Below are 14,087 nucleotides of genomic sequence, written 5' to 3' on the forward strand. Positions count from 1 at the left end.
CTGTAACTTTTGGTCTGTAAGGGAAACGGACACACAGAACAGGAACAGATCATGTCGACGGAATTCAAGTTTGAACTCGGTGGAGACCTCGCGTTCGTGCGCTGGAGCCGGGGTCAAGGTAAGGGAGTCGCCTACGAGTTCGGAACGCGCACGAACCTGGCGTACGTCATGAACCGAATGGCGGAGGGTGACCAACTGGTAGCGGACCAAGCCAGCATGGACACGGACCCTGTGAACCCGGTGGCGCTCCTGGACGCGATGGCGGCGCGACTGATCACGTTCGGGGAGTTCTCCCTGACGCTCGAGGTCGGATCGGGCGACCTCTGGCGGTTCTCGGTAGAGGAGCGTTCCGGACGGCGGCCTTGATGTTCACCACGGCGTAGGTGTCCTTGAGCACCTACGCCCCGCGCCCTGGTCGGAACCACCGCTACCAGGGACTTCGGGCGATTCAAGCATATAAGTTGAACTAACTATAGAGTGACTGTAACATAGTGGGTGTTAAGGGGTGGGCAACCACCCCCCACCGAAGAAAGGGAGGAACCCCGATGAACGAGATCAAGATCGCCGTGACCGCGCCCGACGCCTTCGACGCGCGAGTCCAGATGCAGAAGATCATCACCGAGATCAGCAACAACGTCAGCAAGTACAACGCGATCATGGCCGAGATCGACACCCATCACCGCACCCTGCGCGGCGGCCAGCACGGCTTCGGGGCGAGCGCAGCCGCCAGCCTGGCCAACGCCGCCGCCCGACTCGCGCAGGTAGACGGCCGGATCGCGGCGCTGGCCGAGATCGGCAACCTGCTGCTGGGAACCAAGGCGGTCGAACACCTGCTCGCGGGCGGTGAGGTCACCCTGACCGCCGGATAGCCGCCCGGCGGCGCGTCATCGCGTGGGGTGGGAGTCGCCCACACCCTGCCCCACGCCTCGGCTGATTGGTCGCTACCAGGGACTTTGAGGCAACTTCACGGTAAGTGTTGAACTACCTACAGGGTGACTGTAATGTAATTGGTGTAAGGAACGAACCCCCGAAAGGAACCCCGATGAACGCCACTGAGATCCAGAACCTGATCACCAGCAACACCCGCGACGGCATCCGGATCCGCGGAGCGGCCAGGTTCGAGGCGCTCTCCATCACCGCCGGGGACAAGCTCGAATACGCCTGCAAGCTCGCGGAATACACCGAAGCCGTGGCGAACGGAGACGCCGACCTCGCCAACGCCGTGTTCCAGGCGGCCCGCGAGTGGGCCACGAACAACGCCCGCTGACCAACACCCCTGACCCGGTGCGGGGATCGGCGCCAAACGATCCCCGCACCGCCCACCCCGCGAAGAGGCAGGAAACCCCCGATGAACGCCGACACCGCCGCCGACCCGACCGTCTACGTCGACCCCTACCCTGGCCGTAAAGGCAGTGACACCGTCGCCGAGAAGTGCGGCAACTGCGACAACGGCATCTACGCCGCCCCCACAAGGCTCAAGTGGTCTCGCAACGGGGTGGAAGCACCGTGGTGCCTGGCCTGCGAAGGGTCCGGCACCCGCCCGATCAAGGTGTCCTCAGTCCGCGCCCGCGTCCGCCGCGCCGCCAACCAGGCCAAGCGAGACCGCGAACTCGCCCCCTACCGCGACTGGCTCGCCGCCGAAGCCCGCTACCTCGAGATCGTCGCCGCCGAGGACGCCGCCTACGCCGAGGACGCCGCCCGCGAAGCCCGCAAGACCGGCTACCTCGCCGAGGTCGGCGCGAAGGTCACCGACCTCACCGGCGAGATCACCACCGCCTACCGCTTCGACGCCTCCGACTTCCGCGGCCGCGAGATCACCAAGATGATGCTGGTCGTCACCCTCGCCGACGGCAAGGTCGTCAAGTGGGTCAGCGGCGGCTCGGCCGCGTTCGGGCTCTGGTCCGGCGAAACATTCCGCGCGTGGGAGCGCGGCGACACGGTGCGCATCGACCGCGCCATCGTCAAGAAGCACACCGTCTACCGCAAGACCGGCCAGGAGCAGACCGAGCTGAAGAACGTCAAGCTCACCCTCCTGGTGCCCGCCAACCCCGGCGAATAGGCCCCACGTCCACCAGGGCGGCCCCGCGGCCGGCCGCCCTCCCCTGGTCGCCCGAGTCGCGGCGTGTCCGCCGTAGCCCCCGCCGGACGCCATGATGCCGTACGCCGCACGGGGCTGCGGCCCGCCGTAAACCAACCGGCGAAACATTTTGAACTGACTACAAGGTGACTGTAATATACGGGGTGTACGGAGCACTCGCCCCGAAAGGAACCCCGATGACCACCACCCCCCAGCCGATGACCGAAGCCGACGCCCTCTGGTTCCTCTCCGGCTACGACATCGACACCACCACCGCCCACCGCATCCTGCGCCACATGACCGAATGGGCAGTCCCCTTCACCTCCACCAACCTGCGCAACTGGAGCGCCACCGCCCACGAGGCGTCCGCCGCCTAACCACCCCCACCCCGGCGGGGGATCGGCGCCAAACGATCCCCCGCCCCCAATCCCAAGACCTCCGACAGGACACCGATGAACGCCAACGCCTTCCGTAACCACGTCGCCACCACCATCGCCCGCACCCGCAACGCCCTGCGCCGCCGCACCGCACACCTGGAAGTCCGCCTCCGCAACGGCGGCACCATCGCCTACGCCCTCCGTACCCGCGAATTCGTCACCATCACCACATTCCTCGACACCATCGGCGTCGATCAGGAATTCCAGCGCCGCAACGCCTCCCAGATCGGCAAGGACACCGCCAACGCGTACCGCGCCCGCGCCAAACGGGACAACACCCGACCCGAACCGCTGCGCGTATGGACCGTCTCCCGCACCCACGGCCTGCCGATCCACGTATTCGCCTACCGCGACGGCGACCCGATCCTCGCCGAAGGCTTGAAGACCTTCATCCACCGCCGGGAGGCCAAGCGCCGCCGAGCCGCCCGCAAGGCCACCGTCAACGCCTGACCCTCACCCCGGCCGCCGGGCCACCCCGCCCGGCGGCCACCCCAGCCAAGGAGCGCCGCATGCACAACAACCTCGACCGCGCGACACCGACCGGCAGCGACCCCCGCCCAGGCGACATCGTGATGCTGTTCCGCCTCGACGAGAACAGCACCGCCTCACCGCTGTGTGCCCAGTACGCCATCCTCGCCCTGCTGCGCCAGGCCGGATTCATCCCCGACGACGAAGCCGACCAGGCCGTCGACGCCATGGACATCGCCGAATTCACGCAGCGAGGTCGCCTCCAACAGCCCATCGTGCGCCGCTACGGCCGCCTCGAAGGCTGGCACTAACCCCACCCGAAGGAGCAGTCCCCATGCAGCACATCACCCGCACCCTCACCGCCCACACCGACCACGGCCCGACCGTGCACACCGACACCATGACCGCCGACCTCGCTCTCGACCACCTCGGCCGCTTCCTCGACGACGGCTACCAAGTCACCGCCGACCGTGACCACGACGGCATCACCTTCCGAGTCCGCGGCACGGAGCCGTCGGGCGACCGCTTCACCGCCACCTACCGACAGCAGCACGCCGCGATCCCCGCCCCAGCCCCGCCGGTGCCCACCGTGGACGACCTCGCCCGCGTTATCGACCCCGAAGCCTGGAGCGACCCCGAAGCGCTGGGCCTCCCCGCGCCGGAGGGCGTCATCTACACCTTCGACACCCGCCGCGCCGCGTCACTCGAAGCCGCCGAACGCGTCCGCCAGGCCCTCGCCTCCAACGACTGACCACTCCCCCGGCCGGGGCCACCAACGGCCCCGGCCACACCCTCGAAAGGAACAACGCCCCAATGGAACTCGGACTCTTCGCCTTCAACCTCGCCGCCGCCCTGAGCAGTGACACCGAGACGTGGGCGGCCAGCAGCGACCGCACCACTCCCCATAACGCCATCCTCACCACCCCCAACGGCCTGCACCTCACCCTCGCCCAAGTGGGACCCGACCAGGTGGAGATCACCGCCCCGCTCGACGCCAACATTCCCGACTACCGGGAACTGCGCCCCGACACCACGACGCTGCCCGCCCTGTCCATCACCGTGGATACCCGCTTCGTGGACGTGGCCGCGGCCCGTGTCCGTTCGACAATCCTGGACGGCGAACCCGGGCTGCGCGCAACGGTCGCGGAGTACGAGCAGATCCGGGAAGCCGCGCGGCAGCTCGAGCAGCAGCGCATGGAACTCATCGAGTCGATGCAGCGGGGCATCTGCTTCGAGCGGTACATGCCGCCGGGCCAGACCGGACACGAACGCGAGTGGCGGCACTACGAGGTACGGATGCGCGTGGACACCGCCCACGTAGTGACTACGGCGTCGGGCGCGCTGCTGCCGGGGCTGCGGGTGGAGATCACCGGTCCCGCCGATATCGAGGACTACGCGAGCGAGGCGGCCCGCTACTTCTTCAGGAGTGTGGTCGACAACTACGAAGTGACTACTCGTGCGGATGGTGCGCTCACCTGGCAAAACTCGTAACGTGAATGGAGTTGAACTAACTACATTGTGACTGTAATCTAGTTGGTGTGGGGGTGGACGCCAAACCACCCCCACACCAACACCGAAAGGAACCCCGATGAGCGACAACAGCATCGAACTCACCTACCGCCCCGACGGCCAAGCACTACGAGCCCTCACCGGCAACGCCTACCCCAGCGTCTCCCGCACCATCCGATTCCTCGAACTCCACACCGGCGCAACCCGATTCGAACGACTCGCCAACGGCGTCCAGTTCCGCATCCCCACCAACGCCACCACCGCCCGCGCCGTCCACATCACGATGAACGACCCCGACAGCTACACCATCGAATTCGGCACCATCCGCCACAACACCTTCACCCCCCACCCCACCCTCACCCACACCGACGTCACCCTCCAACGCCTCGGCCCCGTCTTCGAATCCGTCACCGGCCTCACCGCCTACCCGAACCAGGAAGGAACCCACTAGCCGTGCAGCTCGTCACCACCGCCGAATGGAACCTCACCGGCACCACCCACGGCACCCTCCGCATCCTCGGCTACCACGCCCGCATTCGACCCGTCGCCGGCACCACCTCACTGCGCTGGTCGGTCGTGCGCGACACCCCGGACGGCCTCGAACGAGTCGATGACGGGGCCAGTCTCGACATCGCCGACGCCCAGGACGAATGCGAGGAAGCCATCCGCGAACACCGCAACCTCGGGTATGTCGTGGCCGAGCTGCGGGAGGTGAGCGACCGATGAGCGCGTGCATCTCCGAGTGGGGCGAGTTCAGCGAGCACGACTGCTACCAATCCGAATTCGTGTGCGAGCGTTGCTGGTTCGAGGACACCGCCAAGATGCGCGCCCGCATCACCGAACTGGAGTCCGGCCGGGATCAGATCGCGACCAAGCTCGCGAACCATCGAGCCACCTCCACCCGCTGCTTCTCCACCGGTGAGTACAAGAACCCGGTCCGGCAGGGTTACGACCGCGGCCTGACCGAGGCGCTGGCACTGCTGGGCATCGACGCCCAGGAGGTGAACCGTGCCTGAGTACGCTCGTGTTCCTGACTCCCCGCTGGCGAAGTGGCTTGCGCACGAACTCCATCCGGACCTTGATGACGCTCGCTCGATGGCTGAGGAGCTGATCACCGCCCGCGCCCGCATCGCCGAGTTGGAGGCGCGGGTGAAGCCGCCCATGCCTACGCCTACGTACCACCTGGACGTGCCGACGCTCGTCCGCGACGGCGCAACCCTGCTCGTCACCTACAACCCCGGCGAGCAAGGCCGATGCGACGAATACGGCTACGTGATCACCGAACCCCATGACGGCTGGTACATCGCGACCCTTACCGACGTCGACGGAATCGAACTCGGGTGGGGCGACGGCACCACGGTCACTCAAGCCATCGACACCGTGCGACCGCGCACGTACACGCCCGCCGAGGAACTCGACGATCCACCGTTCTAACCAGCCCGTGCTGCCCGGCGATTATGGGACAAACCCTCGGGACGCCATAGTCGCCGGGACACGGCACGCTTTTCGTCAGCTACAGGAACCGGTCGCGGCGTCGCGGATACCGGCCTCCCATGCGGCCTTCTGCTCGCTGCTCCACACAGTCCACTCGTCTAACTCATGACCGTCGGCGATTATCTCCGCCGCAGCCTCATCGGCGGTCCACGACGAGTCATCCAACTCGGCGGCGAAATCGCGGGATGCGGCGAAAAATTCCAGCAATTCCGTGCAGGTCCTGAGACGCAGCTGGTCGGGCGAGTCCAAAACCGGTTTATCTGCGGTTGCAGTGGAGGGCACGGCAGCGGCGGTCGTGCTGGCGGCTGTTTGCGTCGTGGGCGTGCTCGTGGCCGCGTCGGGGGTGTCGGTTTGGGAGCAGGCCGCGATTAGCGCAGCAGCGGTGATAGCGATGGCAAGGCGAGCGGCGCGGAAAGCCACTGTGTCCCCCCGTGTTTCGAGAATTGGTTTGGCTCGACGGATGCTAGCCGATCGTCAATGTGGCTGCCCAGCCGCAAGGTAGCTGGCGTCGTCCGGCGCGGCGCTGGCAGCCCCCACCTGCCGACCTGTGGATTCCACGCTGCACGGCCCAAATTCGGGTCAGGTACGCGCAGGCGCGCCGCCGGGGCGCGTGGGTACCGCTGCCGAGCGTTATATCGGTGAATTCGGCCAGTTCAACGCAGTGCGAGAGCGCGCGGCCGCCGCGTCGGATGGGAAGTGGCCGGCTCGCGCTGGCAAGCTCCGGCCGCGCGATTGCGGTAGTTGGCTTGGTTCTGTTCGTGATCTCGGTTAGCGCGCCGGTTCGGGTGTTGTGACGCGCTTTTCGTTTCCGTTGGTCGGGTTCAGGATCCACATGCCTGGCGATACCTGTTCCGATCTGGCCTGGGCTTCCTTCTGCCGATGCCCCCATATCGTGGAGTCTGACCACCACACATCTGTCAGCTCGGCCAGTGGTCTAAGGTTCACGCCGGTCAGGTTCGCGCCGTGCAGGTGCGCGTCGCGCAGGTGCGCGTGGGTCAGATCCGCGTCGCGCAGGTCCGCGCCGCGCAGGTGCGCGTGGGTCAGGTTCGCGCGGCCCAGGTGCGCGCCGTGCAGGTTCGCGCGGCCCAGGTGCGCGCCGAACAGGACCGCGCCGAACAGGACCGCGCCGATCAGGTGCGCGTCGCGCAGGTCTGCGTCGGGCAGGTGCGCGCCGGTCAGGTTCGCGCTGATCAGGTTCGCGTGGGTCAGGTGCGCGCCGTGCAGGTTCGCGTGGGTCAGGTGCGCGCCGGTCAGGTTCGCGCCGGTCAGGTTCGCGCCGGTCAGGTTCGCGTGGGTCAGGTTCGCGCCGGTCAGGTTCGCGCCGCGCAGGTTCGCGCGGCCCAGGTCCGCGCCGTGCAGGTTCGCATAAGCGAGATCCGCGTGGGTCAGGTTCGCGCGGGTCAGTCTCGCGCGGTACAGGTTCGCTGAGGTCAGGTTCGCGCTGGTCAGGTTCGCGTGGTTTAGCTTTACGCGGCGCAGATTCGTGTGGGCCAGGTTCGCATGGGCCAAAACTGCGTTGTTCAGGTTCTGTCCGGGTTTGATTGTCGTTGCAGGGCGGGGGTAGCGGTACTGGTCGGTGTGGGGTTGGAATGCTGGCCAGGTGCCAGCCAGGACGGACAGCAGCCGCCGCCAGAATGTGTCATCGGGTGATGTGGTAATCGGTGGGCCGGTGTGGGGTTGGAATGCTGGCCAGGTGCCAGCCAGGACGGACAGCAGCCGCCGCCAGAATGTGTCATCGACGGGGTTCATGTGCCACTCGCCTTGCCCGAATCGTCTTCGTCGGCGTTGTCTTCGATGGTAGACGTTTCGGGGGTGGTGTCGTCGGTGCTTTGGTGGCTGCTGCTTGGTTCGGGGTTGAGTGTTCGTTGCGCGAACGCCGTGAACTTTCCCATGAGGAAAGGGGCTGCGGCACCGGCACCTAGGGCCGCGACGGGGTTGCAGACGAGTCCGGCTGCGGCCACTCCGCCGGCGATTAGTGCGCCGGTAGCTAGACGTATGACGACTACGGTCAGGTAGACCTGTCCGCCGGGGCCGCCGTTGGCGGTGAGCCATGGCAGTCCTTTGGTGCGTTCAGCGTTCTGAGCGAATACGACTCCGGAATACGCGGCTGCGCCACCTGCACCCCATAGGGCGTACTGCCACCACATGACCGGCACGGTAGCGCCTGGTCGAGTCGTTGGTTTCATTATCTAGTGGGCTTGCGCGCAGAGACGCGAAATAGTGCGTGCAGGCTGGTGCTTGCTGAGGGTTCCTACGGGTGGTCGGGGCAGTGCATGTCGATGTCGTCGATGATGTTCGTGACGTTCATGCCTCGCCTGCTCATGCGACGGCTTCCGGGGTGCGGTGCATCGCCCGCATTCCGGCCTTGTAGCAGGCTTCGCACATACCGCGGCCGCCGTGGATGACATAGCCGGGTTCTCGCCGCTGCTTGCTGGTCATGGGGCGCGTGCATTGGGCGCAGTGCGTGTGTCGGGTGGCGCGGATGACGCCGGTGCGGCGGGCTCGGGTGTAGCAGCCGCGGCAGCGTCCCCCGGCCGCTTCGACCACTCCCCCGTTGCGGGCCGCGGTGGGGGTGTGGGCGGGGACGAAGTGGCGGCGGCAGGTCCGGCAGGCACGCATCGGTTCCGGGCTGGTGGTGTGGCCTGCGATCGCGGTCAGCTGCGTGATGGTGTCGTCGCTGCCGTCACAGCAGATTCCGGCCATGATGACACCGGAGGCGACGGCGTGCCGGGACAGGCCGGTGACCTTACCGGCGGTGAGGGCGTCGCGGGCGCAGGCGGTCAGGCGCGGGCAGCGGGTGCGGCATTGCTGGGCCGCCCACGCAGCGGTGGGGACCTCGTTCCACGGGGTTTCGTCGGGTTGGAGCCAGAGGTTGGGGTCGGCGAGGCATGGCTGGGTAGCAGCCAGAAGGGTTGGCACGGGGTGATCCCTCCGGGAGTCGAGTGTTGGCGCACAAGATCAACCCGAGCATGCGTTACCGCACGGTTGCACGTCAACACCGGACGCCGGAAACCCACACAGCCTGTGTGTTCGCTACCGGCCTCGGGTGTGGGTTACCGGCCTGTTGCAGCGCCTAGCTTGCGGGACATCACCAGCCGGAGACGGCCGCGCCGCGCCGCGCACCGCGACTCATCGCATGTGCAGCCCTCGGCTTGCAGGCGGCCCGCCAGTTCGAAGAAGTCGTCGGCGGGGATGACGGTGTTGGCGTGCTCGGCCATCCATGCCCGCGATACCACCTGAAGGCGTGCGCGCTGGCAGCCGCGCAGCTCCACCACGGCCGCGGAATCCATGTCCAGCAGTCGAATGGTTTTCGAGCCGTTGCTCGTGAGGACTACTTCCATGCGGACAGCGCCGATGTCGTAGCTCTGGCAGGTAACGCCCAACGTCACCACCTATTTCCTTCCCGCCCCGACAGCCCCCGCCAGAGGGCGGTGGTGCAGATCACCGATTGTAGCCAGCTCCCCACAAGTGAGGACAAGTTGGCACAGAATGTCTTAATACCCATCCGTCCGGTCTGATATGCGGCGCAATTCGGACGTTCCCGCAGGGATGCGGCGGCGTTCCGGTGTCGGCTGTTTCGTCACCCCCCACCACCCCCGGTGCCACGATGCGGGACGCCAACACTCGACCCCGCCCGAAAGACCCGAACATCGTTGACCCCGCCACCAACCCCGGCGCACACACCGAGGGCGGTGACCGCGTGAGCGCGAACCACCCCGACCCCGATACCGCGCGCCGACACCGCCACCCCGACGAACTCGCCCTCTACCACGCCAACCCGCGCCGCGGCCACCTGCCCGCCATCACCGAATCGCTGATCATGAACGGCCAATACCGGCCCATCGTGACCAACCTCGGCACCCACACCGGCCGGCCGCTGGAAGTGCTCGCAGGCAACCACACCCTGCTCGCCATCCGCGAACTCGCCACCGCCACCGCCGACGACCCCCGATGGACACACCTCGCACGGCAGCCGTTCCCGCCCGGCGACCCGTGCTGGCAGCGGGTACTCGTCCACGAGATCGACGTGGACGACGAGACCGCCCGCCGTATCGTCGCCGTCGACAACCGCACCGGCGAACTCGGCTCCTACGACGACGAACTACTCCTCGACATCCTGCGCGAACTGGACGACCTCGCCGGTACCGGCTACGACGACGTCGCCCTGGCCGCGCTCGAGGACATCGTCGCCGGGGCACCCGATTTGGACGACCTCGCCGACGAGCTCGGGCCCGACGAGCCCGACGACCACGCCACGCTGTCGTTGAAGCAGATCGACCCGCACACCCGCCGCCTGTGGGAGGAGCACCGCAAGGCGTTCTCCGACGACGACACCGCCCTGCTGCGGCTGCTCGATGACGAACTCCGCGGGGACGGCGCGTGATCCGGCCGACCGCGAACGCGCTGGTCTCCTTCCACTACTTCGGCAAGTTCGACCTCGACCAGCTGTCACGACTCCGGTTGATCGGCGACTCCGGGGCCTATTCGGCGCGCGTCAAAGGCATCGAGATCTCCAACGCCCAGTTGGCGGCGTGGGCCAAGCAGTGGCGGCACCGGCTCGCGTGGGTCGCGTCCCTCGACATCGCCGGAGACATCCCGGCCACCCGCCGCAACTGGCACACCCTCGTCGACGGGCACGGAATCCCCGCCGTCTCGTCGCTGCACGTCGGCACCGACCCCGCCGAGATGGACTACTACGCCGCGCACGGCGTGGACTTCCTCGGCCTGGGCGGCATGGCGGGCGGCAACTCCTCCCCGAAACGACAGCTGCGCTGGCTGATCGACGTGTTCCGGTACGCACGCACCCACCACCCGCAGATGCGATTCCACGGGTGGGGCGTCACCAACCGGTCCATGATGCGGCTGCCGTTCTGGAGCGTGGACTCGTCCGGGTGGGCGGCCTCCTACCGGTACGGGCTCCTCGCCCTGCACGACCCGCGCACCGGCAAACCCGTCCAAGTCCGTATGGACGGGTCTGCCGCCTATGACCGCGATATCGCGTACATGCTGCGCGACCACTACGGCGTCACCCCCTCCCAGCTGGCGCGCTCCACCGCCGCCAACCGCGAACTCGTCATCCGCGTCTCCGCGCTCTCGGCCGCCGCGAAACAGGACTGGTTCCGGCGCATGCACGGCACCATCACGTCCCCCACGTGGGGGCAGCTCAACGGCTGCGTCGACGGCCCGCACATGCATTTGGCCGAGGCCGCGCCCCGCAACATCACCGTCCTCAACGACATGCTCACCGAGGTCCCCGCATGATCCTGTCCGGCTTCAACTCCGAATCCTTCGGCACCCCGCCACCGTTGGCACGGTGGGACAACGCCGTCGCCCTCTACTCCGGCGGCGTCGACTCCTACTGCATGACGCACCTGTACCAGCCCGACGTGCTGCTGAACGTGTCCATGGGCGGCCGGTACGGGCACACCGAAACACAACGCCTGTGCCTGCCGCCCGGCTACGAGCCCGCCCAGCTGCGCTCGGTGAACGCATTCGCGGTCGGCCGCTACGAAGACCCCGACTCCAAGATCATCCCCGGCCGCAACGCCATGCTCGGCCTCTACGCCCTCCAGTACGGCGACAACATCCTCATGGGCTCGGTCGCCGGATCCACCGGCAACGACAAAGACCAGGAATTCGCCGACCGCTTCAACCACCTGTGCGACCACATGTTCGCGCCGCAACGCTGGCTCCCCGACGGCCGCAGAGTGCGGATGATCCTGCCCGTCAAGGACGTCACCAAAACCCAACTCGTCGGCGCGGTCCTGGCGACCGGGCACGACCCAGAGTTGTTGGCCCGCAACACCTTCTCCTGCTACGAACCCGACCGCCACGACCTCCCATGCGGGAAATGCCCCGCCTGCGGCCGCAAATGGGCCGCATTCACCGTCTGGGGTGTCCCGGTCGGATTCGACGGGCGGGAAGCGTTCCGGCCGTACTGGGACGAAGTGTGCGACGGCCGCGCCGACCATCGCGGCGACCAGTTCCGGCTCGACGTCGTCGATGCCTGGCACGGCCACATCCGCGGCCATCACGGTGTCCAGGCCCGGACCGCCGCCGCGCCCCCGAAGATCGGCGACCGGCGGTGACCGCGTTCGCCACCGAGCACGCCGTCGCGGCCGCCGCCCTGGAGGTGTGCGACCGCGTCCGCAACCACAACCCGCTCACCACCTACCGGCACTACGTCGCCGCGTGCGCCCGTAACCCCGAACGCATGGCGCAAGTCCTCATGGCCCTCGGCGCGTGGATCGACCCCGACACCCCGGTCTCGGTCCTCGGCGACCGCGCCGAAGCGGCCGCCGCCAACCGCGCTGTGCCGCAACCGAAACCAAGGATGCCCCGTTGACCACCCACATCACCGTCACCCACCACGCGGAAGCCGCGCACCGCATCCCCGTCCTGTCCGGGCCCGGCGCGAAGTGCCGCAACATCCACGGCCACTCCTGGCACCTGGAATGGACTTTCGACGCCACCGGGATCGGTGTCGAGGGCATCGAATTCGGTGCGATCAAGACCGTCCTGCGTGGCTGGGTGGACGAGCGCATGGACCACGGATTCATCGGCCACGCCGAGGATCAGTGGACCAAGCTGTTGGCCGCCGACGGGCTCAAGGTGCTGCGTCTGCCGACGTGGCCGACGACCGAGGCGATCGCCGAACACCTCGCTCAAGTCACCGAGACCCTGTTGCCGGATCTGCGGCTGGTGTCGGTGCTGGTGCGGGAAGGCCACGGCAACACCGCCGTCTACTCCCCCGACCACGCCCCAGCGTCAGCGCCGGATATCACCTCGCCAACGACCGCTCGGCGGACCCTGACCGGCCGCTTCTGAATCACGGAGAACCCACTATGATTACTCGTCCGGCTGTGAACGCGTCTGCGTCCGCGACCGGCGGCGTCGGTTTCACCGGCGCGCTCGTCCTGCTGCTCATCGCCCTCAAACTGTGCGGCGTCATCACCGTGTCGTGGTGGCTTATCGTCGCCGTCGCGTGCCTGCCCGCCGCGTTCCTGCTCGGCTTCCTCCTCGTGGTGGCGCTCGGCTTGCTCCTCCGCGTCGCCGTGGAAGCGGCCGTGGACCGATGGAAGGGGCGCGCGTGAGCATGGGACGTCCGGCGATCCTGCCGGTGAACGAAATCTTCGGCCCGACCCTCCAAGGGGAAGGCCCGGCCGCCGGGCGCGCCGCCCAGTTCGTGCGGCTCGGCGGCTGCAACCTGTCCTGTACCTTCTGCGACACCCCGTACACGTGGGACGACCAGCGTTTCGACCTGGCGGCAGAGAACCCGCGCATCACCGCCGAGGAAGTCCTCGCCGAACTGCGGCCGGACACGCTGACCGTCATCACCGGCGGCGAACCGTTGATGCACCAGCATCGCACCGGCTGGGAGCGCCTGCTGCAGGGGTTGGTGTTCCGGATGGGCTGCACCGTGCACGTCGAAACGAACGGCACCCTGCCGCCGAACCTGACCACGAAAACGTACGTGTCCATGGCCGTGGTGTCGCCGAAGCTCGGCAACGCCGGCGCGCACCGTCGCAACCAGAACCCGGCCCTGCATCCGGCATGGGTGGAACTGGTGAAGAGCAATGACGGTGCGCTGGCACGCAACTCGGTGCTCAAGGTTGTGGTAGACGACGCCTCCGGTGTGGACGAGGCGGTTGGGTACGCCGCCGGGGTCGGCTGGCCGAAAGACCGCGTGTGGGTGATGCCGAAAGGCACCACCACCGACAACCTCCAGACCATCTGGCCCGAGGTCGCGCGCCGCGCCGCCGACGTCGGCGTCAACGCCTCCCACCGCCTGCATGTGCTGGCGTGGGGCGACCAGAGGGGGGTGTAGCCGGTGACTGTGTGGCCGTGGCCCGCCGAACTGGAGCTGTCGGAGGCCAGCCTCGCTCTCCAAGCCGCCCAGCAGCGCTACCAGGCGGCCATTCAACGCGTCCCGGCGGCGTCGCCGACCAGCGAGCCCCGCGACGGACAGCCGACCCGCTTGGACACCATGGAGGCGGCCGTCTCCTACCTGCTGGGCGCGTTCGGGGTCGACGAGGGCGACCACACCGCCGATACGCCGCGTCGTGTCGCGAAGGCGTGGGCGCACATGCTGTCCGGCTACC

The 14,087-nt window shown here is 67.6% G+C and carries 25 protein-coding genes and 1 pseudogene; 21 read left to right on the forward strand and 5 right to left on the reverse strand.

Annotated elements, in window-relative coordinates:
• The first annotated feature begins 51 nt into the window (after window positions 1-51).
• The 13 genes from QJS31_RS34410 (at window position 52) to QJS31_RS34470 (ending at window position 5,925) form a co-directional block, all read left to right on the forward strand.
• Window positions 52-366, forward strand: a complete 315-nt coding sequence (locus QJS31_RS34410; protein ID WP_306358759.1) for a hypothetical protein — start codon at window positions 52-54, stop codon at window positions 364-366.
• A gap of 179 nt (window positions 367-545) precedes the next feature.
• Complete coding sequence (locus QJS31_RS34415; RefSeq protein WP_306358760.1) at window positions 546-869, forward strand: hypothetical protein; 324 nt, start codon at window positions 546-548, stop codon at window positions 867-869.
• 173 nt (window positions 870-1,042) lie between these two features.
• Window positions 1,043-1,267 carry a hypothetical protein gene (locus tag QJS31_RS34420; protein ID WP_306358761.1) on the forward strand — a complete coding sequence of 75 codons (225 nt, stop codon included), beginning with the start codon at window positions 1,043-1,045 and terminating at the stop codon, window positions 1,265-1,267.
• A gap of 81 nt (window positions 1,268-1,348) precedes the next feature.
• Entirely contained in the window at window positions 1,349-2,059 is a 711-nt protein-coding gene (locus tag QJS31_RS34425) for a hypothetical protein (protein ID WP_306358762.1), read from the forward strand.
• Between the two features lie 215 nt (window positions 2,060-2,274).
• Window positions 2,275-2,454: a hypothetical protein gene (locus QJS31_RS34430; protein ID WP_306358763.1), complete on the forward strand. Its 180-nt coding sequence runs from the start codon at window positions 2,275-2,277 to the stop codon at window positions 2,452-2,454.
• A 75-nt stretch (window positions 2,455-2,529) separates the two neighbouring features.
• Window positions 2,530-2,964, forward strand: coding sequence for a hypothetical protein (locus QJS31_RS34435; RefSeq protein ID WP_306358764.1), 435 nt, complete (start codon window positions 2,530-2,532; stop codon window positions 2,962-2,964).
• A 59-nt stretch (window positions 2,965-3,023) separates the two neighbouring features.
• On the forward strand, window positions 3,024-3,293 hold the full coding sequence (locus tag QJS31_RS34440) for a hypothetical protein (RefSeq protein ID WP_306358765.1): 270 nt from the start codon (window positions 3,024-3,026) through the stop codon (window positions 3,291-3,293).
• Between the two features lie 23 nt (window positions 3,294-3,316).
• On the forward strand, window positions 3,317-3,733 hold the full coding sequence (locus QJS31_RS34445) for a hypothetical protein (RefSeq protein WP_306358766.1): 417 nt from the start codon (window positions 3,317-3,319) through the stop codon (window positions 3,731-3,733).
• 62 nt (window positions 3,734-3,795) lie between these two features.
• Window positions 3,796-4,473, forward strand: a complete 678-nt coding sequence (locus tag QJS31_RS34450) for a hypothetical protein (RefSeq protein WP_306358767.1) — start codon at window positions 3,796-3,798, stop codon at window positions 4,471-4,473.
• A gap of 97 nt (window positions 4,474-4,570) precedes the next feature.
• A complete protein-coding gene (locus tag QJS31_RS34455) occupies window positions 4,571-4,942 on the forward strand; it encodes a hypothetical protein (RefSeq protein WP_306358768.1) in 372 nt (123 codons plus the stop codon).
• A gap of 2 nt (window positions 4,943-4,944) precedes the next feature.
• A complete protein-coding gene (locus QJS31_RS34460) occupies window positions 4,945-5,217 on the forward strand; it encodes a hypothetical protein (RefSeq protein ID WP_306358769.1) in 273 nt (90 codons plus the stop codon).
• On the forward strand, window positions 5,214-5,507 hold the full coding sequence (locus tag QJS31_RS34465) for a hypothetical protein (RefSeq protein WP_306358770.1): 294 nt from the start codon (window positions 5,214-5,216) through the stop codon (window positions 5,505-5,507). Before QJS31_RS34460 ends, QJS31_RS34465 begins: the two co-directional genes overlap by 4 nt.
• Before the next feature lie 79 nt (window positions 5,508-5,586).
• Entirely contained in the window at window positions 5,587-5,925 is a 339-nt protein-coding gene (locus tag QJS31_RS34470) for a hypothetical protein (protein ID WP_306358771.1), read from the forward strand.
• Between the two features lie 75 nt (window positions 5,926-6,000).
• Here the strand turns inward: QJS31_RS34470 and QJS31_RS34475 are convergent, their stop codons facing one another.
• From QJS31_RS34475 to QJS31_RS34495, 5 genes are all read right to left on the reverse strand, one after another.
• Complete coding sequence (locus tag QJS31_RS34475) at window positions 6,001-6,405, reverse strand: hypothetical protein (protein WP_306358772.1); 405 nt, start codon at window positions 6,403-6,405, stop codon at window positions 6,001-6,003.
• Window positions 6,406-6,753: 348 nt separating this feature from the next.
• Window positions 6,754-7,734 (reverse strand): pentapeptide repeat-containing protein, encoded by a 981-nt coding sequence (locus QJS31_RS34480; RefSeq protein ID WP_306358773.1) that lies wholly within the window; start codon window positions 7,732-7,734, stop codon window positions 6,754-6,756.
• Window positions 7,731-8,132, reverse strand: a complete 402-nt coding sequence (locus QJS31_RS34485; RefSeq protein ID WP_306358774.1) for a hypothetical protein — start codon at window positions 8,130-8,132, stop codon at window positions 7,731-7,733. The genes QJS31_RS34480 and QJS31_RS34485 overlap by 4 nt, the downstream gene beginning before the upstream one ends.
• A 172-nt stretch (window positions 8,133-8,304) precedes the next feature.
• Window positions 8,305-8,904 (reverse strand): hypothetical protein, encoded by a 600-nt coding sequence (locus tag QJS31_RS34490; protein ID WP_306358775.1) that lies wholly within the window; start codon window positions 8,902-8,904, stop codon window positions 8,305-8,307.
• A gap of 134 nt (window positions 8,905-9,038) precedes the next feature.
• Window positions 9,039-9,374, reverse strand: a complete 336-nt coding sequence (locus tag QJS31_RS34495) for a hypothetical protein (protein ID WP_306358776.1) — start codon at window positions 9,372-9,374, stop codon at window positions 9,039-9,041.
• Window positions 9,375-9,685: 311 nt separating this feature from the next.
• On the opposite strand from QJS31_RS34495, the gene QJS31_RS34500 reads away from it, so the two are divergent.
• The 8 genes and pseudogenes from QJS31_RS34500 to QJS31_RS34535 all read left to right on the forward strand — a co-directional run.
• Window positions 9,686-10,369 carry a transcriptional regulator gene (locus QJS31_RS34500; RefSeq protein ID WP_306358777.1) on the forward strand — a complete coding sequence of 228 codons (684 nt, stop codon included), beginning with the start codon at window positions 9,686-9,688 and terminating at the stop codon, window positions 10,367-10,369.
• The gene (locus tag QJS31_RS34505; RefSeq protein ID WP_306358778.1) at window positions 10,366-11,247 is read left to right on the forward strand and encodes a hypothetical protein; all 882 of its coding nucleotides are present in this window, start codon (window positions 10,366-10,368) and stop codon (window positions 11,245-11,247) included. Before QJS31_RS34500 ends, QJS31_RS34505 begins: the two co-directional genes overlap by 4 nt.
• Window positions 11,244-12,074 (forward strand): 7-cyano-7-deazaguanine synthase, encoded by an 831-nt coding sequence (locus QJS31_RS34510; RefSeq protein ID WP_306358779.1) that lies wholly within the window; start codon window positions 11,244-11,246, stop codon window positions 12,072-12,074. The genes QJS31_RS34505 and QJS31_RS34510 overlap by 4 nt, the downstream gene beginning before the upstream one ends.
• A complete protein-coding gene (locus QJS31_RS34515) occupies window positions 12,071-12,331 on the forward strand; it encodes a hypothetical protein (RefSeq protein WP_306358780.1) in 261 nt (86 codons plus the stop codon). The genes QJS31_RS34510 and QJS31_RS34515 overlap by 4 nt, the downstream gene beginning before the upstream one ends.
• Window positions 12,328-12,813 (forward strand): 6-carboxytetrahydropterin synthase, encoded by a 486-nt coding sequence (locus QJS31_RS34520; RefSeq protein WP_306358781.1) that lies wholly within the window; start codon window positions 12,328-12,330, stop codon window positions 12,811-12,813. The genes QJS31_RS34515 and QJS31_RS34520 overlap by 4 nt, the downstream gene beginning before the upstream one ends.
• A 17-nt stretch (window positions 12,814-12,830) precedes the next feature.
• Window positions 12,831-13,079 carry a hypothetical protein gene (locus QJS31_RS34525; protein WP_306358782.1) on the forward strand — a complete coding sequence of 83 codons (249 nt, stop codon included), beginning with the start codon at window positions 12,831-12,833 and terminating at the stop codon, window positions 13,077-13,079.
• A gap of 2 nt (window positions 13,080-13,081) precedes the next feature.
• Window positions 13,082-13,813, forward strand: a complete 732-nt coding sequence (locus QJS31_RS34530) for a 7-carboxy-7-deazaguanine synthase QueE (RefSeq protein WP_306358783.1) — start codon at window positions 13,082-13,084, stop codon at window positions 13,811-13,813.
• Window positions 13,814-13,816: 3 nt separating this feature from the next.
• A pseudogene (locus QJS31_RS34535) lies at window positions 13,817-14,087 on the forward strand (hypothetical protein); the annotation flags it as partial.

Origin of the sequence: Nocardia sp. CC213A (assembly GCF_030766805.1) — a bacterium.
Taxonomy (GTDB): domain Bacteria; phylum Actinomycetota; class Actinomycetes; order Mycobacteriales; family Mycobacteriaceae; genus Nocardia; species Nocardia otitidiscaviarum.